Genomic DNA, 23,288 nt, shown 5'->3' with positions numbered 1-23,288 from the left:
ACCCTCCGTATGCTGGTGATCACTTACGAAGGGGGCAGGTTGAACGGCAATCCGCTGTACCACTGGATAGCGTTGGCAGTGTCTACGGCGCTCATGCTGCCAGTGCCGGTGGGGATACTGGCAGGCTGGACTCCGCCGTGGCTGCGGAAGCAACAGGCCGGGCTGCGACTTCATGCCTACGGCCTCCTGTGCGTCTACGCCGTCATGCTCGTCAACGGCATCCCTCGGATCGCCGACGCCTCCTCCGGCACAGTCCTGGCCTGCATGAGCGTCGGTATCGGCTTCTTCGCCGCCGCCTCAGTCCTGTTCATGCTCTCAGCACGCAAGGACTCACGCGCCCAGAGAACTGGCGCAGTCGAACCTCGGGAAAGCTGAGAGACACCGAACCGCTGGTGCCCGTCGGCCACGCGACGGGCACCTCCTTCGCAGCCGGGCGGGCGTCAGCGCCAGTCGACGACGATGCGGTTCAGCGGGGTGTCGAGAGCGAACAGGCCGGGGGCCTGCTCGATAGCCGGGGCGTCGAGGGGCTGGATCTCGAACGTGGCTTCACGGTCGCGGTACTCGCGGTCCCAGGTACGGACGGAGTCCGCGACCCGCACGGCGAGATCGTCACTGCCGGGGGCCGTGGCCGATGACGCCGAACTCCCACAGCTTGCCGCCCTCGGGGGTCTTCTTCTCCGACAGTCGGCGGGCGAGGTAGGTGACGGCGCCCTTGTCGACGACCGCGGTCGAGGACGGGTAGGGGTCCTCGGTGAGCAGGGTGCCCTTGGCCTCCTTCGGGAACAGCATCCGCATCAGGCCGCTGGGCAGCGAGCAGGAGACGAACAGCTCCATCCACTCCGGAGACTCCATGACGCGGACCATCATCCCGGTCCACTCCTCGGTGTGCGGCTGCTCCAGCACTCCGGCCAGGGCCACGGCGTCGATGGGCCACCCGGCGGAGGTCTGGAGCCGTACGGTGCCATCGGCGCTGAGCGGGATGACGGAGCGATCGTCGTCGGCGATACCCCTTCGCAGCGGCATGAAGGTGTTCATCTTGCTGCTGATACTCGTCCAGCGGCCATCGCGCTCCTCATAGGCGATGGAGCGGGACACACTGCCCCGCAGGCGCTGGGGGACCACGAGCCTTCCACCGGGAGCAAGTTGCTGCATCCAGGCGTGCGGGACGCCGTGCGCACCGACAGTGGCGATGATCCGGTCGTACGGAGCACGGTCGGCGTGACCGACGGCCCCGTCGTGGGTCAGCGCCTCGACGTTGGTGAACCCGGCGGCGGCCAGGTGCGCGCGGGCCCCTTCCACGAGGTCGTGGTCCACGTCGATGGTGGTGACGTGGCCGGTCTCGCCGACGAGGTGTGCGAGCAGGGCGGCGTTGTAGCCGGTGCCGGCGCCGAGTTCGAGGATGCGCTCTCCGGGCTGGGCGTCCAACTGGTCCAGCATGGTCGCGACGATTTGGGGCTGGGAGGCGCAGGAGATCGACGTGCCGCGGGTGTCGAATTTGACGTCGACCACCGCGTTGGCGTACGCGTCTTCGAGCGTTGTTTCGGGCACGAACAGGTGGCGGGGCACGGTACGCAGCGCGGTCTCGACCGCGGGGGTACAGGCGAAACCGGATTCGCGGATCTTGTCGACCAGGACGTTGCGGAGCTGCGCTGCGTCGGCCTCGGAGGTGGGTAGCGTGTCGGTATTCACCGCTCTGACGCTAATGGTGCCGGGCGTCCCATCGGCGGACGACGCGGTGTTGTCACTCGATCCCATGACTGCCTCTCGCGCTGTTGTGAACAGGGCGCTTTGGTCTTCCAGAGGGAGACCTGCGCGGTTGGTGTGGAAGATCACGTGGTGGGCGATGACGGCGCGCAGACCGCGAGACAGCCCGCCCCCGGCGTTGAGGTAGGCCAGCGTCGTACCGACCCGCTCGAAGCCATACACCCACTCCGCGTGCCCATCGAACGGCCCATCCGCGCTGCACAAGCTGTGGATGTCGGCTGCCATCAGGGTGCGCATCGCCGGTATCAGGGTGACGGTCCGTTCCGGCGTGAGGGAGGTAGCGGCCGGGCGAAGTGATGCGGCCTTCGCCCAAACGTCGCCTTGCTCGAACCAGTCCAGGTCCGCGGCCCTCATCAAGCAGCTCAGCAGCAGTACAGCAGTCTCCCGGCGGCCCAGCCGCCCTGGGCCGAACGGGTAGGAGAGCAGGTGTCGGCTGTCTTCATGAAACATGTCGTGGGCGGCGTCCATCGAGAGGGCTCCACCGAATGCGACGCTCTCCGGCTCGTAGATCCCAGAAGCCCAAGACTCCGCTATGCCCTCATCAACAAGGTTCTCCAGGGCGGAATGAACCAGCGGCGACGGTTGCGCGGCCCGGTACCGCAGCGGCCAGGGCTGCTTGTTCATGAACCACCAGCCGTCGAGCTGCCCAGCTTCCTCGGCCGCCAGCAGCGTTGGGCCGAGGTGTTCCGAGATGGCGCTCTTGCCGCTCTCGCGGTTGGTGAAGGTGACGTTGTGCTGGTACCAGCGGTCCAAGTCCATGGGCAGCGTCCTCGATTGACGGGTCAGGCAAGGAGCAAGCAGGCGTCCCAACGGCCTTGAGGTTCTGCGACACCATCAGGTTCGGCGTCCTGGAAGGCGAGGGCAGCTCCGGTCTTGCCTTCCAGGAAGCCCTTCTCCGCCGACGCGCCGACGGTCAGGAATCTGCCGGTCAGCAGGCCCATTCGGGCGGTGAACGCGGAGGGCGTCTCGGCGTCCTCGGCGACGCGCTGCACGGTGCGGATGACGCCGCCGAAGCCGTGGCACAGGCCGCGGTCAGCGATCCGGTCGAGCTGATTCGGGTCGGTCATGCAGTGCAGCAAGGCGCGCTCGGCCATCCGCTTGCGGTCGTCGTCACCGGTAACGATCGCGGCGAGCTGCTGGGCGCGGGCCAGGCCCGGCGTGCCGTAGCACCAGGAAGGGGCGGCGGGGAGGGCCGGAGCCGGGCCGCGTTCGCTGATCCAGCGGGGCCAGCGCATCCCCAGGTGGTCATGCAGTCGTATCTCGTCCAGCCACCGGCAGATGCGGCGTATGGCGGTCTCGTGGCCCTCTACGGTGATCCCGGAGCGCATGGCCAGGGCCAGGAGTGCGAGCGGGCCGGTGATGCCGTGGGCCAGGCCGGCGTTGGCATGGCCGCCGGGCGTGGCCGCCTTGTTGTTGGCCGGTGCGTGGCCGACCCACCATCCGGGCAGCAGCTTGCCGTCCACCGCAACCGACTCAGTGAGGCGAACGAGGTACTCCAGGACGGCCTTTGTCTCCGGACCGCGCGGCTGTCGGAGCAGGAGCAATACCCCAATTCCAGTAAGGCCCCGGAACAGGTCATATTCAGCGAACTCTGCCTGGCGCCCGGCGTTGATACGGGCGTGGGCGATGGCAAGGCGCTGCCGGACGTGGGCGGCCACGATGTCGTCGAGGCTCTGGAGGGCGCCGGCGTACCGGCCGCTGCCGTCGGCGGCCAGGTGGAGAACGAAGGCCAAGGCGGGGGCTCCGAGGAAGAGGCTGGCGGTCGGGCCGTCGATCAGGGGGCCGGTCCCGGACAGGCCGCGGTGTACTTCCTCCCACGTTTCGGTACCGCGCCGGGCTCGTTCGATGCGCAGGAGAGCGGTGCCGAGTGGTCCGTGAGCGAGGGATTGCTGGGACGACAGCGATGTGTCGACGGCCGGTGGGGCTGCGGTCACCGCAGGGCTCCTTCTGAGCGGGCGATCCAGGAGAGGGCTGCCGCGCGGGCGGTACGGCGGCAGGTGGCTTCGGCGGCGGGGTCGATACCTGCTACGCGGTTGTGGTGCATGTGAAGCAGCGACGGCAGCACGTCGGCTGGATCGCTCCCGGAGTCCTCCAGCGCCGCGCGGTAGTGGAGGAGCGCGAGGCGCCGCGCTTCCCACGTCCTCGCCACCGCGGGTTCGCCTAGTACGGTCTGCACGGCGTCGGTGCCGGATAGTCGAACGGCAAGGGCTTGGACGTGCCGGGGCGCGGCCTCGCCATCGGCGCGCTGCAGATTGCGCGTCAGCCAGTCAAGTCCAGTTGGGTGGGAGCCGAGCAGGCCAGCACAGATGTCTACGAACGAGGCTGCGGCTGTGGCGGACTGAAGGTCGGCGGGATCGAGCAGCATCTGCGCGAGCGCCGCGGCCGAGTCGGCGGCGAAGTACGCCTCCGCAGCGTCCAGTACCGCGCCGGTGCCGTACCGGCCGGTCTCGGGCTGGTCTGTGTCCCAGGTGATGCGCTGGATCACGCCCTCTTCCCGAAGTTCGGATGCCCAGGCTGCGACCTTCTGCGCTGCGGGTCCGAATCCCTCTGGGCTCGTCAAGCGGAGCCGCAGACGAACGTGCGGTTCGGGATCGGCGTATCGGACGAACCACGCGGCCGGGTCGGTGTCCCAGCCCGTGAGCAGACGCGGCAGGTGTGTCGTCAGCAGCTCCGGCACCCGTGACGGGTTGCCGTAGAGCTTGAGGAAGGCGTGATCCGAGCTGCCCGGCAGGCGCCCAGCCCGGTGCTTCACCGCGCGGTCGAGACGAATTGCCGGGGCTGGGGCGGGCCGCTGGTCGGACACGAAGGGAAGCACCACTTCGTGAGCGTGGCCGATCCAACCGAAGGCGCTCTCGTCTGGTGCTTCGTGCAGGACGACGGACCGGTGGCGGTTCAGCTCGTGCCGCAGGAGATCCCGGTGGGCGGACAGGCCGAGGTCTAGCCGAAGGAGCTGGTCGTTTGAGCCGACGTAGACGGTGCGCGGCACCCCGTACTGAATACGCCAGTTGGTGAACCTGATTATCCACTCCTCCCCGTCGCCCAGGTTCTCCGTGCGGAGCCGCCAGCAGGCGGCGGACAGGATGGTGCGGCCGTAGCGGACCTCGGGCAGGAAGGGGAGGCGGGCGGCGGTGCCCCAGGCGAAGGGAATGAGGATTGCGGAGTGGGAGCGGTGTACCTCGCATAGGAAGCGCACCAAAGGGTGGGTGGCGTGGCTCAGCTCGACGGCGTTCATCACCGACGGCTCGATGACACGGCCGGAGGAGAGGGTCACCAGGTAGAGGCGATCAGCGTCCGCCATCACTCCGAGATCGTCCAGGTCGAGGGTGGCGGCCGGGTTGTACTCGCCGACGGCCAGCACTTCGGGCGCGACCACCGGGGCCCGGCCGACGTTGAACGTCTGCTGTTTCATCGGGGGTGCGGTGACCTGTGCGCGCACCGCTCCAGCGGTTAGCGTCGGCAGTGCCATGTACGCCGCCGACTGTCGGTTCAACTCCGCGGTCGGCAGCATCGACAGGAACCTGCCGGTGGTCGTGCCGGCGGCCAGCGACAGACCCACCGTGGACAGTTTGAACCGGCCTTCGTCCAGGTCGCTTTGAGAAGTGGCAAGCACGGTGAAGCACAACTCGACGTGCGCGGGGAACTGGGTCGCCTCGCCGAGGGACAGAGCCTTGACGTCGTCCTCGGTAAGCGTGACCTCCCGCCGGTTGGTGAGCGCGGCGTCCTGGGCGAGCGCGAGGAGGCGTTCGTCACGTGGTGTCGTGCCGAGGAGGGGCCGTGGCAGCACGGTTCCCCGGTAGCCGACGGGGACGCCGAGCCCGGTGTCCGGGTCAGTGAGGTCGCGCAGCGATACGACGGTACCCATGCTGTACCGCTCCAGGAATCGCGTCCGGTAGTCGTTCCAGGCAGGCGAGCCTTTGGGATACGGCGTGATGCCCGCCATGGCCCTCAAAGCATGCTCTGCCTCGCGCGCCACCTCCTCGGGCAGGACGATCTCAGCGTCCGGGCGGATGTTCACCACCAGGGGCCGCACCGTGACGCTGGTGAGCGCCGACATCAGCTCGAGGGCCTCGGCGCGCAAGCCCGCCTGTTCATCAATGTGGGCGAGGTCATGGCGCTGGAGGCGACGGTGGACCTGGCGGAGCTGCGCGGTCGCCGGCCTGTCGGCTCCGGCCCCTTCGAGCTGGTGAACCAGGTGGCCGAGCGCGTCCACGGTCGTCATCGGCGACGACAGTTCCGTGAGCAGGACGCGGTGGTCCACCAGGTTGGTGATCATCGTCTCGATGGTGGACACCGGGGTGTCGGGGTAGTCCGCTCGAATCTTGTCCACAAGGTCGCGGACTCGGATCGGAGTGCGGGCCAGCGCGAGCATCTGTTCGGCGGCCCGGGTGCGCCGCAGACTGGTGCTCGTCGGACCGTTCGTGCCTGGCTGGTAGGGGACCACGATGCGGGGGCCCTGTGCGGTCCACGTCGAATCCGCGATGACGGCTAAGTTCCGCAGTACCTCAGGGTCCCGCTCCAACGCCGTGATGATCTCGCGCAGCCACCCGGCGTCAGCCCCGGCGAACGCCCGGTGCTCACCACCCCAACGGACATGTGCCCTCTGCCCGAGGCGCACCGGGGCCGCTCCGGCGAACAGGCCGAACGGAGTGGCACGGTGCTGCATCCGCAGCAGATATCGGGCCAAGGACCGCGCGGTGCTCTCGATACGCGCCTGCGGCGCGGAGCCGTCAAGTGCCTTGCAGACGGCCTGAGTGAGTACGGGTGCCGCGTGGCTGATGGCCTCAGCCCGAGATGCATCCGCCCAGACCTCTCCCATCCAGTCGCCCAATTGAGCGGGGTCGGCGGATTCCCCGGGCCAGGCGGGCAGCGCAACCGCCATAGGTACGACGGACGCTCTGATCACGCCGGCGTCGAGTGCGTGGTACATCGTGCCTCCTTCCCTCTGCGGTGCCCGGGACCGGGCGGGGCGCCCCGCCCGGTCCCGGGCGTCACGTCAGCCGCCGATGCAGGTGCTGTTCGAGCAGGCGGACGCGCAGGTGGACGTGCAGTTGTCGCTCGTGTCGTTCAGCAGCGAGCCCAGGACGGGGGCCGCGCCGACGGTCGACACGTCGAGGTCGAAGTCCCCGTCGGAGCGGTAATCCGTCGCCGCCTTGAGGACGGAACCGATCTTCTGCTGTGTCATCTCATGCCTCCAGAAGAGGTGGGTAGGGACGTGCCTTGCGTGCTGTGCCGCCTGACCCTGCGCCCGAGGAGGGCTAGGGCCAGGTGATCGTGACCCGCGTGTGCCTCCGCTCGATGCGGCGCCCAGCGGGAAGTCGGTCCTCCGGCGTGCCCACCGGGTAGACCTCGATGCGGGCGCGGTCGTTGCGATGCTCGCGGTCCCAGGTCTGGATCTCGGAGACCATGCGCTGGGCAAGCTGCTCCCCCTGCGGGCCGTGCCCGATGGCGCCCAGCTCGAAGCGGTCCTCGTCATCCGTGGCTCGCACCGTGCGGTAGGCGAAGCTGCCGCCGTCGACGAGGGTCGGGACACCGAGGGGCGAGGCAGAGGCGACCAGCCCGCGCTTGCGGGCACCGGGCTTCGCCGCCAACAGCGGCAGATTGTCCAGCGCCGTGCTCAGCCACAGGTCCAGGTGCTCGTTGGACTCCATGCCGCCCAGCGTCACCCCCGACCACGCCGTTGTCCGTGGCGTGAACAGCGCCTCGGACAGCGCCTTGGCGTCCGGCTCGGGGTGACCGTCGATACGCAGGCCGATCTCCTCGCCCTCCGTGTCGTGCAGGACGGCAAGCCGTACGCGGTTCTCGCCAGCGCCCTGCATCGGGACGAAGCCGCACAGCTCGAAGCCGTCGCTGACCAGGTGATCGCCCTCGCGGACGAAGGCGACGGTGCGCGTCAGGCCGCGCATCCGCAGGGGGACGACGAGCCGTCCGCCCTCCTTGAGCTGCTGCATCCAGGCAGGGGGGATGTCGGCGGCTTGCACTGTGACAACAATGCGATCGAAGGGCCCGTGATCGGGAGCGCCCTGTTCCGCGTCGGCGGTGAGAACGGTGACGTTCTGGTAGCCGGCCGCCGTAAGGAAGGTCGTTGCCCGGTCCGTCACCTCGGAGTCGATGTCCATAGTGACCACCCGGCCCGCCTTCCCCACCATCTCGGAGAGGTACGCCGCGTTGGGACCGCCGGAGCCGACCTCCAGCACGGCCATTCCGGGCTCGATCCGGGCCTGCTCGATCTGCATGGCCTGGACTCTCGGGGCCGACACTGAGCTGATATCCACGCCGGTGGCATCCGTCTTCGTCACGGCCGCGAACTCCGCATCGTACGACTTGCCTGGCGCCACCTCTGGCGTGGCCAGGTGTCGCGGGACGGCACGGAAGGCGGCAACTACGCGGGGGTCCCGAGCAGCTCCAAACTCGATGAGGCTCTGCACCATGTCGTCACGCAATTGCTTTTCGTTGGGCGCATCTTGACCCGTGTCGGTCGTAGTGCCGGGAACGTTAACCACCAGTGATCTCCTTCGTGGCGTTGCGCCATGCTTCGAGCGGATGTTGCAGGGTGGCGCGGGACGCGAGGGTAAGCAGCCCGCGCCGGGTGGGTAACCCCCCGCCAGTCCGATCGGTCACGTCAGGACCGGCGGGCGGTGGCTACGGTCAGCGGCAGCGGGCGACCGTGCGGGCTGCCCTGCCGCGCGGACGGCGGCCTCGCTGTAGCCGTAGAACCAGCAGCGCGCCGCGTCGTCGTAGTCGCAGGCCGGCGGTTGGCCGCCCCACTCGACCACGTGGCAGGTGTCGCGGTAGGGGGAAGGCCGAACACGCAGGTCGGGGAAGCCCGGTAGCCCCTCCAAGAGGCTGCGCGTCTTCTCCGCCAGGATCCGCAGGTCGAAGGACATGTATCCGCCACGGCGCGCTCCGCTCACGGGGACGGCCAGCAACGGTGCCCGGTGGACGCAGACGGCTACGGCGTGATCAAGCAGCGACGGATCAGCGAGACGATTGGCGATGTACTCGAAGTCGTAGGCGAGCCGTGCCGGAAGAAGGCGCGGGGTAAGCGGGCGGATGACGGTCACGCCACCCCCTTGATGGAGTCGAACGCGACGAGCTGGTCCAGTAACTCGCCGACAACCCATCCCATCTGCCGCAGATGCAGCACGGCGTGACGGTAGTCGCCAGGCATCTCGCTTGTCCGCAAGGTGCGCGCCCGCTGAATGAGCGTGTCCGCGTAGGCCGACTCCTGCCAAGCCCGGGTGGAAACAGCGACGTTCACGAGCCTCATGAGGTGGCCGCGAGATCGCTGGACGAAGTCCTCGATGACTTCCTCGGAAGGTGCGATGTCGTCCAAGGCCGTGGCGACGTCGTCAAGGAGGTCTTCGCTCTCATGCGCAGTCCAGGCCCAGCGGAGCAACAGGCCATGCACGTCGGTCAGACCCGCCGCGTCCAGCGGGGGATTCCATGGGGTGACGGTGGGGGTTTCGAGTTCGGCGGCCTGTGGCCCGGTCGTCGCAGGGCACGCCAACCTGCGGTGGTGAGTCTGAAGGGTCATCGGTCCGCCCCCGCAATGCTCAGCGTGCACCAGGTCGTTGTACCGTCGGCGCTAACCCCCCAGTCGTCGGCGAGGGCAGCGACGAGGAAGAGACCCCGGCCGGTCTCGCTGGAGTCGCCCGCCACACGCAGCTGCGGACGGTGGGCTGAGCCGTCGTTGACCGCGAGCAGCAAGCCCTGGAGGGTGATGACGAGGCGGAATTCGATCTCCCCGCCCTCGCCGTACCGCAGGGCATTGGTGACGAGCTCGCTGACCAGGAGCTTGGTGTCGTCCAGGAGCGCAACCAGCCCCCAGGAGCGCAACTTGGACGTACTGATGCGGCGGAGCCGTCCCACCCACTGGCCGTCAGGGTCCCGTTCGAGTGCGCCGCCAGCCGCCGCGCCGCTAGAGATCCGCACCGCGAACTCGTCGCAGATGGGCTCGGCCACGCCAGGAATGGCCGCGGTGGGGGTGGTGATGCTCGACGCTGAGTGCGTTACCCGGGTCATGAGAGCGGCCCCTCTCGTCTGGTGCGGAGGAGGCGCGGCACTTTCAAGGCCGAGGTCCGATGCGCGGCGATGACACCCGTGCCGACCTGGCGCATGCCGGTGGCGGTTAAGCGGACCTGTATCAACCGGGCGCCGGCACCGAGGATGATCCGCGCGCGATCAGAGGCCGTTCGGCTGGGGCCGAGGTGGACGAGAGAAGGGACAACGACACCGTAGGCGTCCGCCAAGGCGAGGGTATTGAGGAGTCCGACGAAAGCCGGCGAGTAGAAGTCGTCGGGGGCGTGCTCGACGAACAGGGCCGCCATCCTCAGCTCGTGAGTTCGGCAGTAATCATCCAAGACCGCCGATAGGGCGAGACGGCGGCCCCGCGTCGTGCGCGTCAGCCGCACGAAGCCGTACACGTCCGGGTGGGGGACGGGGCGGTGCTCAGTGAGGGGGACCACGCGGCTGACCTCCACAACGGGACGGGTGGACTGAACCCTTCGAGCCTGACGCGGTTCCACCCCACAGGGAATGAACGGCTGTTGCACCTTTGTGGCACTTCCGTGGCTGCTCGCATACCGCCCGTGATTCCATGGCGGCAGGAGGGAGGCGCCCCGTGGTGAGCGTGAGGCGATGGACCGGCCACGAGGCAGGCTTGTTGCGACAGGCGCTGCGCATGAGCGTGCGTGCCTACGCAGCGCACCTCGGCGTCGGCATCCGAACTGTCTCCAAGTGGGAGAAGTTGGGCGCGGCCACCAGTCCATGGCCCGATACGCAAGCCATCCTCGACACAGCCCTCGCTCGCTCCGATGCTGCCGCACAAGCCCGATTCGAGCAGTTCCTCGGGTTGTCCTCGGGGCGGCGACCGAGGGGAACTTCGTCTCCCACGATCGCCGACCACGAGACTTGGACGGAGGATCTGGAGCGGATCGTGGTGTGTCTCGACCGCCAGGACTTCGCCTTCGCCGCCACCCTTCTGGAACGTTGGCTCGGCCGCGCCCAAGCGCGCGACCTCGACGATCGTGGCCTGTACCTGTACGGGCGCTCGTTGGTCCTGTCCGGCGACCTGCGCCGCCTCCAGGGCACCCTTCAGGACTTGATGACCGCCAAACGGCTCTACTCTGACGCCCACGACGTATTCACCGAACTCGACATCCCCCGCCGAGCCGCGCAGATCGAACTCTCCCTCGCGGTGGTCACCGAGATGGCCGGACACCTCACCCCAGCGGCCGCCCTCTATAAACAGCTCACCGGCGACGAAAGGCTCGGCTCGGCCGACCGCGCCCGTGCCCTACTGTGGATCGGCACAGCTCTGGCCAAGGACGGCCGAAACGAGTTCGCCATCCAGGTCATGGGGCAGGCGGCCCAGTGGTTCGAGGAGCTGGACGAACCGGAGGACTGGGCTACCGCCCAGCAGAAGCTCGCACTGGCGCACCGCGGCGTTGGCGACCTCACCCGGGCCTTGGCTTACATCGATACGGCTCGCAGCAACGGGCGCTTCGAGACCCCACTCCAGCGCGTCCAGATCGAAACTGCGCACGGCCACATCCTGCTCACTGATCCGGCCACCCGCAGCGCCGGGAACACCGTGCTCGACCGGGCATCGGACATCGCCACCCAATACGGCCTGAAACACCAACTGCGAAGCATCAAGACCGTTCGCAATAGTAAGGAGTACACGTGACTGACCAGGCACCGATCAGCGACGCGGATCGGGCTGACGCCCTCGCCATCTGGGACTTCCACCAGATGGGCCACGAGCTGAGGACCTGCTCCGCCGCGATCACCCTCGGCAGCCTCGATCTCGGTGTGGCCACCTACACCGCCGACCTCTATCACGCCGGCATGTTCCCCAGCGTGGCTTTCACCGGCGACACCAGCATGGCCACCCAAGGCTAGGTTCCCCCGCGGCGAGGCCAACCACTACCGAGAGCACGCGCTCTTCCTGGGGGTGCCGGATGCGGCGATCTTGCTGGAGCCCAAGGCCACCAACACCGGTCAGAACATCGGCTTCTCCCGCGAGGTGTTGGAGAACGCAGGCATCGCAGTAACCACCCTGCTCTTGATCTCCATGCCCTACATGCAGCGCCGCGCCTACGCGACGTGCCGCAAGCTGTGGCCCGAGGTGGAGCCAGTCTGCGTCTCTCAGCCCTTGACGTACGACGAGTACGTCAAGACGCACGATGACGAGAAGCAGTTCATCGACATGCTGATGGGCGACATGGAACGGGTGATGGAGTATCCCAAACGCGGGTTCGCCATCGAGCAGCAAGTCCCGGAAAGGGTCCGCGATGCCTTCGACCGCCTCCGCACCCGCGGCTACGACAGCTGGCTCCTGCCGGCTTGACCATGCCGCCCTCTTGAGTGCACCGCCGCTGCGCTCGTGCGCGATTCATCAGCCCAACCTCCTGCCCCGCCTTTCCACACTGGCGAAGCTCTACGTGGCTGACGTCTGGGTGGTCCTCGATGATGTCCAGTTCGTCCGCCGCGACTACCAGCACCGGGCCCGCCTCGCCGCACTCGATGACCCGCAGCAGCACCAGTGGCTTTCCGTCGAGACCCACCTCCCGCACGGCCGCGCAACGTTGATCCGCAGTGCTCGACTCGCGGACCCGCAGCGCGCGGCCCGCCGCCTCCACCAGCTACCCGCGCAGCACTACCGCGCCAGCCCCCACTGGCAGGTGCTGCATGCTGCGCTCGAACCAGCCGTCCTCACCGTCGCTGAATCCGCTGGTACAGCAGCCGTTGCCGAGGCCACCACCCGTTGCCTGCTGAACCTTCTGGGCTGGCGCGGCTCCATCGTGCGCAGCAGTGACCTCGCCGCTTCCTCGGACCGCTCGGTACGTCTGGCCGACCTCACCACGGCGGTCGGCGCCGACACCTACCTCTGCGGCACAGGCGGCCTGCGATACCTAGACCGACGTCCCTTCGTGGAGCGGGAGCTCAACGTCCACGTATTCCGTCCGCCAGTCGCCGATGGCCTGTGGACCGGAGCGGCGAAGATCTCTGCTCTGTGGGCACTTGCCGCGTACGGACCTTCCGGCGTGGGGGCAGCGTTCGACGATCTGCGCACGGCCCGATGATTTGACGCCCACCCCGCCTACACCACATCTGGGCGCGGGCCGAACGCCCTCCCGCAGCGCGAGTGTGAGATGGGCCGTGCCGCTGCTTCCACGACGAGCTCCTGTCCGGTCGTACCGAGAACCGCGTCACCCTCCTCGTCAACCCGCCACGGGAGAGGGCAAGGTGGAGTCGCTGTACCGGTCGTGGGGTTACGTGACAATCAGCGGGCAGCAGCTCTCTGCGGACTCCCCGGTTTTGGCAGCGGTGGTCCGCGACATTGTCTGATGAAGACATGCCGGTCCGTGCCGACCGATAGATCATTGCGGACGGGTAGGAGCGAGCATGGGCAGTTACTAGTTCGGGCTGTTATCGGCCGGAAAGTTCATAGGAGGGTCAGATGTGGACGCGGCGTTAGCTGGCCTGGCGGTTCAGCAGTGGGAGCCCTGGCAGGCGTCGCTGGCACGTGGCTGGCGCAGCGTGGGCAGGTGCGTCTACAGCATGAGCAGTTTGCTCATCAGGAAACGGTGCGATGGCTGGACGACAAGCGCGCTCTCTATCGTGACCTGTTGATCGCTATGCACGGCTGGCATGACGGGATTGCCGCCATGTGGCAGGGCGAGCCTGCCAGCGATCTCATCGCAACCCGAACGACCGCGTATCGGCTTGGGGTCGAAGCGGACCTAATTGCGTTGCCGCAGACACGTGCGGCAATCGGTGAAGCCCGTCGTGGGCTCTTCGCGGTGCAGGCCGAAGTAGTGCTAGGTCTGATCCCACCGAATGCTGGTGACCCGTGCGTCGATGTCAAACAGCAACTACAGCAAATGGAGAACGCTCTGCGCGCAGAACTTTCCAGACCAACCGGTCGGGGTAATGCCACTGCTGTACCCCAAGCCTGATTTCGGCGCGCAGAGCCTTATCCGGCCGCCGCTCGGCTTCGCACTCGCGGTTCTGAAGGCATGTTGAGGTCAGTTCTGACCCACGATGTCCGGTCGAGGACCGAACGATCGTCGGCATCGCGGATGAGAGATCGGTGCCTCAGCCGCCTCCTCAAGTGTCCGGATGGTGCCTGTCGCCTTGTCCGGGTCTGTGTGCGCGATCCATCCGCAATCGAAGCCGTCGAAGACCTCGACGTAGCGCACGCCGGCCTCAGCGGCACGGTTCAGGGTTCCCGCGTTGTAGGCGACGGCCGACTTGGCCAGCGTTGCGGCCTCGGCCCAGGCGCGGACTGGGACACGGGCTCCGTTGCGGTAGATCACGTGCAGCAGTTGGTGCTCACGGGCAAGCCGGTCGGCAAGTTTCTTGGCTGCCTGACGCGCTGTGGTGTTGCCCGCCGCGAGAAGGGGCAGCTCCTGGCGGGCGGCGGCGCGGGCCGCTCGGTAGAACTGATCTGCCATGCGCCCCGCCTCTTGGGAGCGGCGCAGGAAATCGGCGTAGGTGTCGGCCGCCAACGATTGCAGGGCTTCCTTGTGGATCACCGTCCAGGTGAAGACCGCCCCGACACTGGCCGCTGCCGCACGGGCCCCTTGTTCGTACAGCCAGGGGACCTGGCGCTGGATGAAAGCGAGAGCTTCGTCATCCACATGGCTGTGGAAAACCTGGATGGCTCGCTTGAACTCCTCCAGCGTTGCCAGGACGTGCGGCGTCCGCGGGCTTGTGGCGAACGCGGCGAGGACCTGGTGTTGCTTGGCCGCGAGACGCTGCCACGCTTCGTCGAGCACAGCCGCGACTCGGCGCGCGACCTCTTCTGTGTCGCCCGGAACCAGCGGCGGCCATTCGTATGGCATGCCTATCGCCTGCGTCGACCAGGGACCAGCGGTGCAGTCACCAGATCTACGCCCGACTCGCCAGCAGCCGGATCGTCCGGAGCGACCAGCTCGGCAAGCCCAACAATCTGTCGCTCCAAGCCCGTGAGGTTGTTGCTCTGGTCGATGGTCACCACGCCGTCGACCGTCATACGCAGCGGCTCGGCGAGCAGCTTGGCGCGTCGCTCAGCCAGAACTTCGGCGGCGACAGCTCGCGCTCGGCCGAGGCGGGCGAAGCGGGTGGCGAGGTCCTGTTCGTCGGTGGCGGTGCCGAGCTGCGCCCGCAGCCAGGCGAGGAGGATCGGGTCCATCGGTGCTCCTGGATAGCCCTCGCCCGCCCCTACCCGGGCAGGGCGGGGGCGGGCTGAGGTGTCTCGTGTACTTACGCGCCGGTGTCAGCGGTCTTCCTGCGCCGCCGCGCCGTCGGCTGCGCAGGTTCGGCCTCCGGTTCGGCCGCGGGTTCGGGCTCGGGCTGCGCGGTGAAGCCGAAGGGCGACGGCTCGTCCTGCTTCGGCTCCTCGGGCTCAGGCTCCTCCGCGTCGGGCATCGACTCGTCGGTCTCCCACGCGTCCGGGTTGGTGATCTCGGCGGCCAAGACGTCGTCCGGTTCGTCACCGGGCTCCAGGACGATGCGCTCGCGGGTCGTCGGATGCTTGACGTGCACGGCGGCTGCGAGGCGACGACCCATCAGATCACCTTCGCCACGATGTGCGCGTCCGGCGTGTGCAGCACCGGCATACCGACCGCCGCGCCCTTGGTCCAGATCTGGACCGGGTCGTCCTGCGCACCTCGGGTGATGATGATGCCCGGCCGGTCCTCCTTGGTGATCTCCGGGTTCGTGCCGCGCGACAGGGCCAGGCCCTCGGCGGTCACACCGAAGATCGTCTGTCCCCACTTCGTCCGGTCCGGCGGCAGCATGATCCACCGGTCTTCGGGGAGCACCTTGGTCTGAACGCCGTCGACGCGCACCTGCCCCTTGTAGAAGGTGACCGGCGGCAGACCATAGTTGTCGCGCACGACGTTGACCTGCTGCGGGGTGAGCGTGGCGGTCGGGGTGTTCGACGGGTTCACCGAGCCGTAGTAGGCCGCGCGGTAGGCGTTATTGGCGGACAGGTAGGAGAACGCCTTGCGGCTGGTGACCACGAGCTCCGGGAAGGGAGCACCCCGGTCATCGAGGTACTGCGTCCAGCCCAGCTCGTCCCTGATCGGATCAGAGGTGGGGTCGGACCACAGCTTCGAGACGGTCGGCAGGTTGCCCGCCGGCACGCCCCAGTCGACCTCCGTGGTCAGGCCGTTCTCCGCGACGAGCGAGAACTTGCCGTCGACCAGGACGTCACCCCAGGCCAGCTCGACACGGGAGCGGATCGCCTCGACGTGCCGCTCGGTGTCGTCGTACAGCAGCTCGATCAGCCGGTCTTCGTCCGCGCCCCGGGACGCCTCCAGCAGAATCTGCTCCTGCTCGCCGACGAGCAGCTTCTGACCCAGCGGCGGCAGCATGCCCTCGCGGGTGGTCTGCCACGCCTCGCGGGACGCAAACGGCACGCTGGCGTCGAAGGCGCGGTACTTCGCGACGTTGACGTACCGGCCGTTGTCCTTGACCCGCCACTTCACCTCGTCCTGCTCCAGCGTCGGGATGATCCCGCCGTCCTTGGTGAACAGGTGGTCCGCCGGCGAGGGGATCGCACGGGCGAAGGTCGTGAGGTCGCGGGCTGCGACGTTCTTGATCAGGTCCTGAATGGTCATCGTTGTCCGCCTCTCACACGTACCGGATCTGGGGGCCGGTCACCGACGGGGTGACCTTGGTGGGATCGATGCCGCCGGGGACCTTCGCGGCGACGACGACGCCGTGCCACAACAGGGCGGCGGGCACCTTCGGGGAACCAGGCGCGAACAGCGCCTCGGCGAAGACGTGACCGGCGAGGTTCTGGCGGCCGTCGGCCGCCGTCGGGTCGAAGGCCCCGTAGAGGCCGCTCGCGGTGATCTTGCCGACGGGCACGCCGGACAGGACCCGGCTGTAGGGCTGGGTGCTGTCCGTCGACGCGGCGGTGTGTGTGCCCGCGGTCAGCTTCGACATGTCGAGCGTGATGGTCTCGGTGGAGTCGGTGCCGTGCAGTGCCGCGAGCCAAGCCCGGTCAGCGGTGTACGACGTCGACGTGGTGATGGGCTGGAGTGTCACAGCCGTCCTCCCGTGGACGTGAAGCGAATCGGATTCGCGCACTCACCTGGCGGTGGCGCCGTCCACGGGAGGTGTGAGGGGCGTGGTCCCCATATCCGGCTGTCCCGCCGGTGGGGTCATGGGGTGCGCCATGACGTTGCTGAGCCTGGTCAGCCGGAGACGAATCCTCGACGCCGGGCCATCTCCAGTCCGGCCGCTCCGGGCTTGGGCGGTACGCCGCCACGGGACGGCGGGCCGCCCGCGGGAGAGCCACCGGGGGCGGGCGGTGTGCTCTCGCCGGCCTGGCCGAACAGCTCCGGCCGCCGCTCCTTCAACTGCTCGGCCGCCGCGCCCACCGCATCCTCGTCGGCATCCGGCTGGTCATCAAGCGCCCGGTTGATGAGGAGAATCGCGTCCCCCAGGTCGTCACCCGCTGCGCCCAGTCCAGCGAGGGCAGCGCGTCGAATTGCGGCGCGTTCCCTGGCTGCGGCCTGCGCCTCGCGAACCTCGGCCGCTTTCAGCTTCTCCTCGGCCAGCTGCTCCCTGCGTTCGATCTCCGTCAGTGCCGCCTGCTCGGCGTCACGCTTGGTGGTGATGAACGCGCTCAGCGCCTCGGAGTCATCGAAGCCGAGGTCGCCGAGCAGCTTCTTCACGGCGGCACGACCGCCTTGCGTCTTCTCTCGGGCAAGCAGCCGCGACAGGTCCTCCTGGGTGACCGCACCACTGGAAGTACCGCCATCGCCTTCGGGCTTGCTGGCATCGTCCTCGGGAGAAGCACCGAGGATCGGGTAGATCGGCCGCCCGTCACGGCGGTACCCGACCGGTACGAGCGGGTTGGGGAGCGAAGGGCGCGTCATGCGTGAACCATCCACAGGTCTCCAGCGCCCCCGCGCTGAGCCCAGTGTAGTTCGTGCAGTCCAAGTAGCCGTGCGCTTGGCGGCGGAGCGTCGTCGCACGCTCCGCCGCCAGGGGTCACACGGTGCGAACCTTGGCCTCGGCCATTCGCACGATCAGGGCGCTGATCAGCGCACCCAACATGTCCCCGAGCTGCTCCGGACTGTAGCTACCCAGAAGCAGCAGGCTCAGCAGGAACAGCAGCCAGAGCAAGAGCGTCTGCCATCCAGTAGGGCGGGGCAGTAGGTCCCTCTCCTGCGGATACGTCATCATGGAGGTTGTCACCTCCTCTCGTGTAGTAGCGGTGGTCGTGACGGCCGTCGGCCCCGTGTTGCTGTGGTAGGTGCTCGGGGTCGACGGTGCATTTGAGTTAGGCCGTGTCACCCTCGCCAGCCATGCGCTCCACGGCTTCAGCAAGTGCGCGCACGACTTCCTTCCGTCCGTCTGGGTCAAGGTGTTGGAACATTGCCCAAGCGCGGTCAAGCGGCGAAGGTGTCCGCTCTCCTCGGGCCATCCATGCCAATAGAACCGTCTTGTGTTGCGGAGACAGGTTCTGAATCTGCTGCGCCACCTCGTCGCGGTCCACGGTCGGGGCGGACACGTCTCGGATGGAGCAGCGATCACAGATAGTGACTAGGTTTTCTGGCCCATCGGTGCCCCCCTGTGCAATCGGAACGAGGAATCGGACGGACAGTTTGGCAAGGAAATCTTGGGCATCAAGATGGGGTTCGCCAGCCGATACCCCACAGGATGTGCAGACGTAACCGTCGCGGCGAAAAATTTCGCTACGCCGCGCTGTGGAGTTCCTGAGTTGGCGCTTCGCCAGTAGGCGCCCTTCGGGACTCCAGACCGGCTCTCCGATCTTGACCAACCGCATGTGCACGTCATTGGCCGTGCGCGCGATGTCGATCTCCCAGCCGTGATCACGCAGGTCCCGCATACGCCGCTCTACCTGCGCCACCCCTGGAAACGCAAGGTGCAACTGGTCGCGAGTGAACGTGTTCCCTTCACCCACTTCCGAGGCGAGCCAGGCCGCTACGCGAACCTTGGTGCCCAGCTTCAGCTTCTCATCACGCCAATCTGGCGGCGGATCCGATACGCCCTTCACCCGACACCTCCCTTGCCCCTTGCGATTCCCGTGCCCTCTTCCGCAGAAGGTTACAGTCTCGGCAGCCTGACGGCAACTACTCGGCAGACAGACGGCAAGGACTCGGCAAGGGGCGCACGGACTCGTTCAAATCCCGCTGCCGGAGGTGACAAGCGGTACCGAAAGCTCTGTGGAAGGCGCTTCAGGCAGCCCCAGATACGAACGAACCGCCGCGTTGTCCCCGGTGGCGTCAGCGAGACGGGCAGCAGCCTCGAAGGCTCTGGACTGGATGCGCTCGATCTCGCCTTGGGCGTCGTCAATTGGGTACCCGGCGTCGATCAACATGCGGATGCCGGTCTCCACCGACAGGACGCTGGCGCCGACGCCCTTAACTACTTCGTCCAGGACGGCAGCGCGGTCGGTCGGGGTGTGCGGTCCCCACATCAGGCGCGCAGGAAACGACTCGCCCGCGGGCCATGCCTCTGCCTGCCCCGCCTGGTGGAGGCGCTGCACCATGCGCAGCAGGACGGCGTACTTGTGGGTTCGGGCCAGGCGCATGGCGGCGACGAGCGAGTCCAGCGGTCCGAGGGCGAGTTGCAGTGCGTACCCGGACGGCAGGGCGGTCGGGTCGAGGGTGCCCAGGCCGGCGGCGGTGAGACGGCTGTTCGCCGCGATCCGGTCGATGATGTGGTCGACGCGGGAGCGCAGCTCGGCGAGCTGCGCGGACGTGTCGAGGACGTCCATGCGCCCGTTGTCGTTGAGCTGCCACACCGTCCCGGCCCGGACCTTGACCGGGAGCGGCTGGCCGGTGGCACGGTCGATGGGAAGCCGCGCCCCGGCCAGGCCGATGATCGGCGAGCCGGTGGTAGCCGAGGCTCCGGAGCTGTCGGTGTCGGTGGCGGACAGCTCGTCCAGGGCCTGGAGCACGGTGGCCACGGTGGGCTTGCCCCAGTGTTCGCCGCTGGCGGGGATGGAGTTGGTGACCTGGACGAGGGGGATGAAGTCCACCATCAGGTCGAGCCGGTCGAGGACTTCCCCGTCCGACCGAACCCGGTAGGTGGCCTTGTTCATGGGCAGGTCGTAGAGGACGTCGGCGTATTTGAGGTCGTCAAGCTCCCATTCGGCGTCGGTGAGGTAGCAGGTCCACGGCGTCGACCGGCCCGGAGCCCACGGGTAGGTGCGCGTGATCGCACCGCTGTCGCCGTTGAGGGAGTCGCCCATACTCAGGATCGGTGCGCCGTCGTCGGCGTAGACGTACTCGCGTACAGCGTTGCCGTCCTTCGTGGTGGCGCGTCGGCTGGCTGGAGCGATCGGCCCGAGTTCGTAGGTGATGCGGCGGAGCCTGGCTTTCAGGCCGCGTCGCTTGTCCTCCGGCAGATCCCAGGCCAGGTGCACGCGCAGGGGGAATTCGGCGCCGTCCTGCTCCCCGTCCTCCGGCCACTCCGGGAAGTACAGGCCCGGGTCCCACGTGCGCAGCAGCACGCGGCCCTTCGCCGGTTCCCAGGCGAGGCTGTAGACCGCGTCGCCCAGCAGGATCGCGGTACGCTCCGCCTGCTGTATCCGCAGCGGCAGAAGCTCCTTCTCGGCCCAGGCCCTCAGCTTGTCCTGAACTGCCAGCGCCATGGCGGCTTCGTTGGTCGGATCATCGTCGGCGTGCTCCGCGCCCGCGACCGTGATCGTCTGCTCGGAGCCGAGGAGGTAGCCGAGCGCGGTGTCGATGAGCTTCGAGGCGTCGCCGAGTTCACGCCGCTCGGTTCCGGTTTCGTCGTCCCCGGTGATCGCGGCCACCTGGCCGGCTTGGTTGGAGTCGTACGCGGCAAGCAGGCGATAGGCCGCCAAGCGCCGTAGGTCTTCGTCGGGGACCCAGGACGAGGTCAGCTCCGCCCAAGCGTTGCGGCCCGGTCGGCGCGGGTCTGCCATGACTGGCTTGTAGTCCAGCCAGCTCCAGACGTCGGTGATCAGCTCGCGCAGGCCCACAGAGCCCCTCCAGGCAGTCGGCCCCGCGCCGCAAGATCAGGTTACGGCGTTGGCACGCTGCCCCTGGCTTCGGCCACGGCCTCGTCGTATCCGGGCACGCCGGGAGGCGGGAAGGATGAGCAAGCAGCCAAGAATCCGTCACGGTCGCCCGGTGTCCGCTCCTCCTCGCCGAGCTGATCCCATCTGGTGGCACATTCCTGCTCGTCTGCTGTGGCGTAGGCGGGGGCTGTGCCGGACGCGATCTTGCGCTGCTGCACCGAGAGGCCTGCGCTACGCCCGAGTCGGTACGCCTCACGGACCCGATCGAGGTGCGCGGTCTGCTGCTCGCTCGCAGTCGGCTTGCTGGACCCGTTGGAGCAGCTGCTCATGCAGGCAATCGCCAGGACAACCCCACACACGACCGCGGTACTGCTGGTCCTCTTCCCCATGATCGTGAGGCTAACAGCGGGCTGTGACAGTGTCCGTTGAGTTGGGCCGTGCGAGGGTCGCCGATGAATCACAACGGAATTGATGAAGTGGGCAACTCTGAACTTCGCTTGTGAATAGGGTTGTCGTGGCGTGGCTTCCGCAATCCCCATTCCGCCCTGCTCGATCGCATGTTCGAGTGCCTTCTGCTTCAGCTGCGAGGGGAGGGTGATATGGGAAAGCGAGGGAAGCCCGCTAGCTGGCGGCCTAGGGGCCGCCAAGTCTGGTTACTCATACAGATCTTGATCTGGACGTGTAACCAGCTTGGCGACCGATAGTCGTAGCGTTGGGCGCCGGTCGTCGACCCTGGAAAGTTTGGCGGCCGGTGCTCATCGGGCACGAGCGAAACCCTGAAGTGTCGCCCATCCTCGTTTGAGGATAGTGCGGTGACACTTAAAACTTGACCGGTTCGCGTGAAGCGGGTCAAGTTTTAAGGGTCAATCCGCGCAAGGTCTTCCCCACCGACTCACGTGAGTCACTGCCTGGGCGGACGCCAGGTCCGGGCTGACCTACTCAATTGAGCAGGTGGCTGGACCTCTGCACCACATGGTGCGCTGCCCGAGATGAAGGGGCCGTTTCCTCTTGGGGCAGTATCGCGTCTGTTGAGGCGGTGATCAGCGGCGGCCGTCGAAGCGGTCATCATCGATGTCCGTTGGCAGGGTATCGAGTTGGTCCGGGTCTGCCAGTTCTGTCAGTCCGTGCACCGCTGCGTCCATACGATCCGGGCTGTCCATTCCTTCGACCCAGGTGACCATCTGGTCCTCCAAGTCGGTGTAATCGCCGACGTGATGGACGAGCTGCTGTTCGTAGAGCTGGGCTACGGGCGCTGCGCGCAGCCGTTTGCCGACCTTGGCGGTGACCTCCAGGATCATCGGCATGAGCAGACCCTTGGTGACGCCTTCGCGGCGTAGTTGCTCCCACGCCTGCGTGACAATCTGCCTCGCCATGTCCCCGCCGTAGTTTTTCTCGACCACGATCGCGTCTGCTTTGAGTTCGAGGGCGAGTCGGCAGGCCGCGAGGCCCCAGTCGTTGGCGCCCATGGAGCCTGACCGGTCGGCGAGGACGTACAGCTGCCGGTCGAAGTCCCGGCCGACGCCGATGATGCCGGTCTCGTCGCCGACGGCGGACTCTCCGCCGGCGGGGTCGACGGCTACGACAATGCGCGCCATGTCGACGCCGGAGAACTGGACCGCGTTGACGCGGGCGGTGTCGATCCATTCGCGCTTCCAGACGCCGCCCTCGGGAGGTCGCGGCTTCTGCATGTAGAGGGCGCCCCAGACCCGTTCCCCGACGCGCTTGCGAGTTCGTGCGTGGTGGGCTGCGTTGAATCGCTGCGGCCACAGCGGCTCACCGGCTGCCCGGCCGAGCGGGTCGTCGGGGCTGTCGGCGAGGGCTGGAAGGTCGATGACGCGCCAGTCGTCACGCTCGGTGGCGAGGATACGACCGGCAAGATCGTCTTCGTGCCAGCGGGTTTGGATCAAGCAGATCGCGCCGGTGGGTTCGAGGCGGGTCTGAATGACGGAGGTCCACCAGTCCCAGGCGCGTTTGCGCATGGTCGGCGAGTCAGCGTCGGCCATGTCCTTGACCGGGTCATCCACGATGGCGATGTGTGCGCCACGTCCGGTGAGGCCGCCGACGAGACCTGCGGCGAGCAGGCCGCCTTCGCCGCCGACGATGTCGAATCGGTTGGCGGCCTGGCTGCCGGGTTTCAGGTGGATGCCGAGGTCGTCACCCCAGGTGTGGATGGCATCTCTGATCCACCGGCCATGGTCATCCGCCAGGTCGGCGGAGTAGCTGGCGATCATCATGCGGTGGCCGGGATTGCGCCGGAGGTACCAGAGCGGCGCCCAGCGGGAGGCTCGCCGGCTCTTGCCGTGCCGTGGGGGCATCGTGAGCATGACGCGGTCGCAGCGGCCTTCGGCCATGTCTATGAAGGCGCTGTCGATCAGGTCCAGGTGCGGTGCCTGCATTTCCCGGCCGCCGGTGAGGACTGCCGCGAGGGCGCCGGGAGAGCGATCCATGGCCAACTGACGCTCTGCGCGCACCAGCTCTGCCCGCAGTGTCGGGGAGGCGGACC

22 protein-coding genes and 2 pseudogenes are annotated in these 23,288 nt (G+C 67.7%); 5 read left to right on the top strand and 19 right to left on the bottom strand.

The features are described 5' to 3' along the window. The first annotated feature begins 9 nt into the window (after window positions 1-9). Window positions 10-375, top strand: a complete 366-nt coding sequence (locus M2266_RS11220) for a hypothetical protein (RefSeq protein WP_277438062.1) — start codon at window positions 10-12, stop codon at window positions 373-375. A 65-nt stretch (window positions 376-440) separates the two neighbouring features. Here the strand turns inward: M2266_RS11220 and fxlM (M2266_RS11215) are convergent. From fxlM (M2266_RS11215) to M2266_RS11175, 9 genes and pseudogenes are all read right to left on the bottom strand, one after another. Beyond that, a pseudogene (gene fxlM / locus M2266_RS11215) lies at window positions 441-2,523 on the bottom strand (methyltransferase, FxLD system). A 23-nt stretch (window positions 2,524-2,546) separates the two neighbouring features. Beyond that, the gene (locus tag M2266_RS11210) at window positions 2,547-3,698 is read right to left on the bottom strand and encodes a lanthionine synthetase C family protein (RefSeq protein WP_277438061.1); all 1,152 of its coding nucleotides are present in this window, start codon (window positions 3,696-3,698) and stop codon (window positions 2,547-2,549) included. Beyond that, window positions 3,695-6,691 (bottom strand): lantibiotic dehydratase, encoded by a 2,997-nt coding sequence (locus M2266_RS11205; protein WP_277438060.1) that lies wholly within the window; start codon window positions 6,689-6,691, stop codon window positions 3,695-3,697. The genes M2266_RS11210 and M2266_RS11205 overlap by 4 nt, the downstream gene beginning before the upstream one ends. A 66-nt stretch (window positions 6,692-6,757) precedes the next feature. Continuing rightward, the gene (locus tag M2266_RS11200; RefSeq protein ID WP_277438059.1) at window positions 6,758-6,946 is read right to left on the bottom strand and encodes an FxLD family lanthipeptide; all 189 of its coding nucleotides are present in this window, start codon (window positions 6,944-6,946) and stop codon (window positions 6,758-6,760) included. Window positions 6,947-7,019: 73 nt separating this feature from the next. Then, a complete protein-coding gene (gene fxlM / locus M2266_RS11195; RefSeq protein ID WP_277438058.1) occupies window positions 7,020-8,264 on the bottom strand; it encodes a methyltransferase, FxLD system in 1,245 nt (414 codons plus the stop codon). A gap of 114 nt (window positions 8,265-8,378) precedes the next feature. After that, the gene (locus tag M2266_RS11190; RefSeq protein ID WP_277438057.1) at window positions 8,379-8,825 is read right to left on the bottom strand and encodes a DUF6302 family protein; all 447 of its coding nucleotides are present in this window, start codon (window positions 8,823-8,825) and stop codon (window positions 8,379-8,381) included. Then, window positions 8,822-9,298, bottom strand: coding sequence for a DUF6415 family natural product biosynthesis protein (locus M2266_RS11185; protein WP_277438056.1), 477 nt, complete (start codon window positions 9,296-9,298; stop codon window positions 8,822-8,824). Before M2266_RS11185 ends, M2266_RS11190 begins: the two co-directional genes overlap by 4 nt. Beyond that, entirely contained in the window at window positions 9,295-9,726 is a 432-nt protein-coding gene (locus tag M2266_RS11180; RefSeq protein ID WP_277438055.1) for an ATP-binding protein, read from the bottom strand. The genes M2266_RS11185 and M2266_RS11180 overlap by 4 nt, the downstream gene beginning before the upstream one ends. A 56-nt stretch (window positions 9,727-9,782) precedes the next feature. Beyond that, window positions 9,783-10,091 (bottom strand): hypothetical protein, encoded by a 309-nt coding sequence (locus tag M2266_RS11175; protein ID WP_277438054.1) that lies wholly within the window; start codon window positions 10,089-10,091, stop codon window positions 9,783-9,785. A gap of 293 nt (window positions 10,092-10,384) precedes the next feature. Here M2266_RS11175 and M2266_RS11170 point away from each other — a divergent pair, with 293 nt between their 5' ends. The 4 genes and pseudogenes from M2266_RS11170 (at window position 10,385) to M2266_RS11155 (ending at window position 13,727) form a co-directional block, all read left to right on the top strand. Next, complete coding sequence (locus tag M2266_RS11170; protein WP_277438053.1) at window positions 10,385-11,452, top strand: hypothetical protein; 1,068 nt, start codon at window positions 10,385-10,387, stop codon at window positions 11,450-11,452. A 65-nt stretch (window positions 11,453-11,517) separates the two neighbouring features. Then, window positions 11,518-12,115 (top strand): annotated as a pseudogene (locus tag M2266_RS11165) (YdcF family protein). 13 nt (window positions 12,116-12,128) lie between these two features. Then, window positions 12,129-12,851, top strand: coding sequence for a WbqC family protein (locus M2266_RS11160; protein ID WP_277438052.1), 723 nt, complete (start codon window positions 12,129-12,131; stop codon window positions 12,849-12,851). Between the two features lie 465 nt (window positions 12,852-13,316). After that, a complete protein-coding gene (locus M2266_RS11155; protein ID WP_277438051.1) occupies window positions 13,317-13,727 on the top strand; it encodes a hypothetical protein in 411 nt (136 codons plus the stop codon). Between the two features lie 69 nt (window positions 13,728-13,796). On the opposite strand, the gene M2266_RS11150 is transcribed toward M2266_RS11155, so the two are convergent. The 10 genes from M2266_RS11150 to M2266_RS11105 all read right to left on the bottom strand — a co-directional run bounded on the left by M2266_RS11150 (window position 13,797) and on the right by M2266_RS11105 (window position 23,232). Next, on the bottom strand, window positions 13,797-14,615 hold the full coding sequence (locus tag M2266_RS11150; RefSeq protein WP_277438050.1) for a hypothetical protein: 819 nt from the start codon (window positions 14,613-14,615) through the stop codon (window positions 13,797-13,799). Window positions 14,616-14,617: 2 nt separating this feature from the next. Then, window positions 14,618-14,944, bottom strand: a complete 327-nt coding sequence (locus M2266_RS11145; RefSeq protein WP_277438049.1) for a hypothetical protein — start codon at window positions 14,942-14,944, stop codon at window positions 14,618-14,620. A 71-nt stretch (window positions 14,945-15,015) separates the two neighbouring features. Further along, complete coding sequence (locus tag M2266_RS11140) at window positions 15,016-15,321, bottom strand: hypothetical protein (RefSeq protein ID WP_277438048.1); 306 nt, start codon at window positions 15,319-15,321, stop codon at window positions 15,016-15,018. Next, window positions 15,321-16,376, bottom strand: coding sequence for a major capsid protein (locus M2266_RS11135; protein ID WP_277438047.1), 1,056 nt, complete (start codon window positions 16,374-16,376; stop codon window positions 15,321-15,323). The genes M2266_RS11140 and M2266_RS11135 overlap by 1 nt, the downstream gene beginning before the upstream one ends. Window positions 16,377-16,389: 13 nt before the next feature. After that, a complete protein-coding gene (locus M2266_RS11130) occupies window positions 16,390-16,809 on the bottom strand; it encodes a head decoration protein (RefSeq protein WP_277438046.1) in 420 nt (139 codons plus the stop codon). 149 nt (window positions 16,810-16,958) lie between these two features. Beyond that, window positions 16,959-17,645 carry a hypothetical protein gene (locus M2266_RS11125; RefSeq protein ID WP_277438045.1) on the bottom strand — a complete coding sequence of 229 codons (687 nt, stop codon included), beginning with the start codon at window positions 17,643-17,645 and terminating at the stop codon, window positions 16,959-16,961. A 115-nt stretch (window positions 17,646-17,760) separates the two neighbouring features. Continuing rightward, window positions 17,761-17,895, bottom strand: a complete 135-nt coding sequence (locus tag M2266_RS11120) for a hypothetical protein (RefSeq protein WP_277438044.1) — start codon at window positions 17,893-17,895, stop codon at window positions 17,761-17,763. Between the two features lie 157 nt (window positions 17,896-18,052). Further along, window positions 18,053-18,790, bottom strand: coding sequence for a hypothetical protein (locus tag M2266_RS11115; RefSeq protein WP_277438043.1), 738 nt, complete (start codon window positions 18,788-18,790; stop codon window positions 18,053-18,055). A gap of 126 nt (window positions 18,791-18,916) precedes the next feature. Next, window positions 18,917-20,746, bottom strand: a complete 1,830-nt coding sequence (locus M2266_RS11110) for a hypothetical protein (protein WP_277438042.1) — start codon at window positions 20,744-20,746, stop codon at window positions 18,917-18,919. A gap of 1,079 nt (window positions 20,747-21,825) precedes the next feature. Further along, entirely contained in the window at window positions 21,826-23,232 is a 1,407-nt protein-coding gene (locus M2266_RS11105; RefSeq protein ID WP_277438041.1) for a terminase family protein, read from the bottom strand. Window positions 23,233-23,288 lie beyond the last annotated feature (56 nt).

This window comes from Streptomyces sp. SPB162 (genome assembly GCF_029504575.1).
Taxonomy (GTDB): Bacteria; Actinomycetota; Actinomycetes; order Streptomycetales; family Streptomycetaceae; genus Actinacidiphila.
The sequence above is the reverse complement of the archived record's forward strand: the minus strand, read 5'-3'. Positions and strand labels throughout refer to the sequence as shown.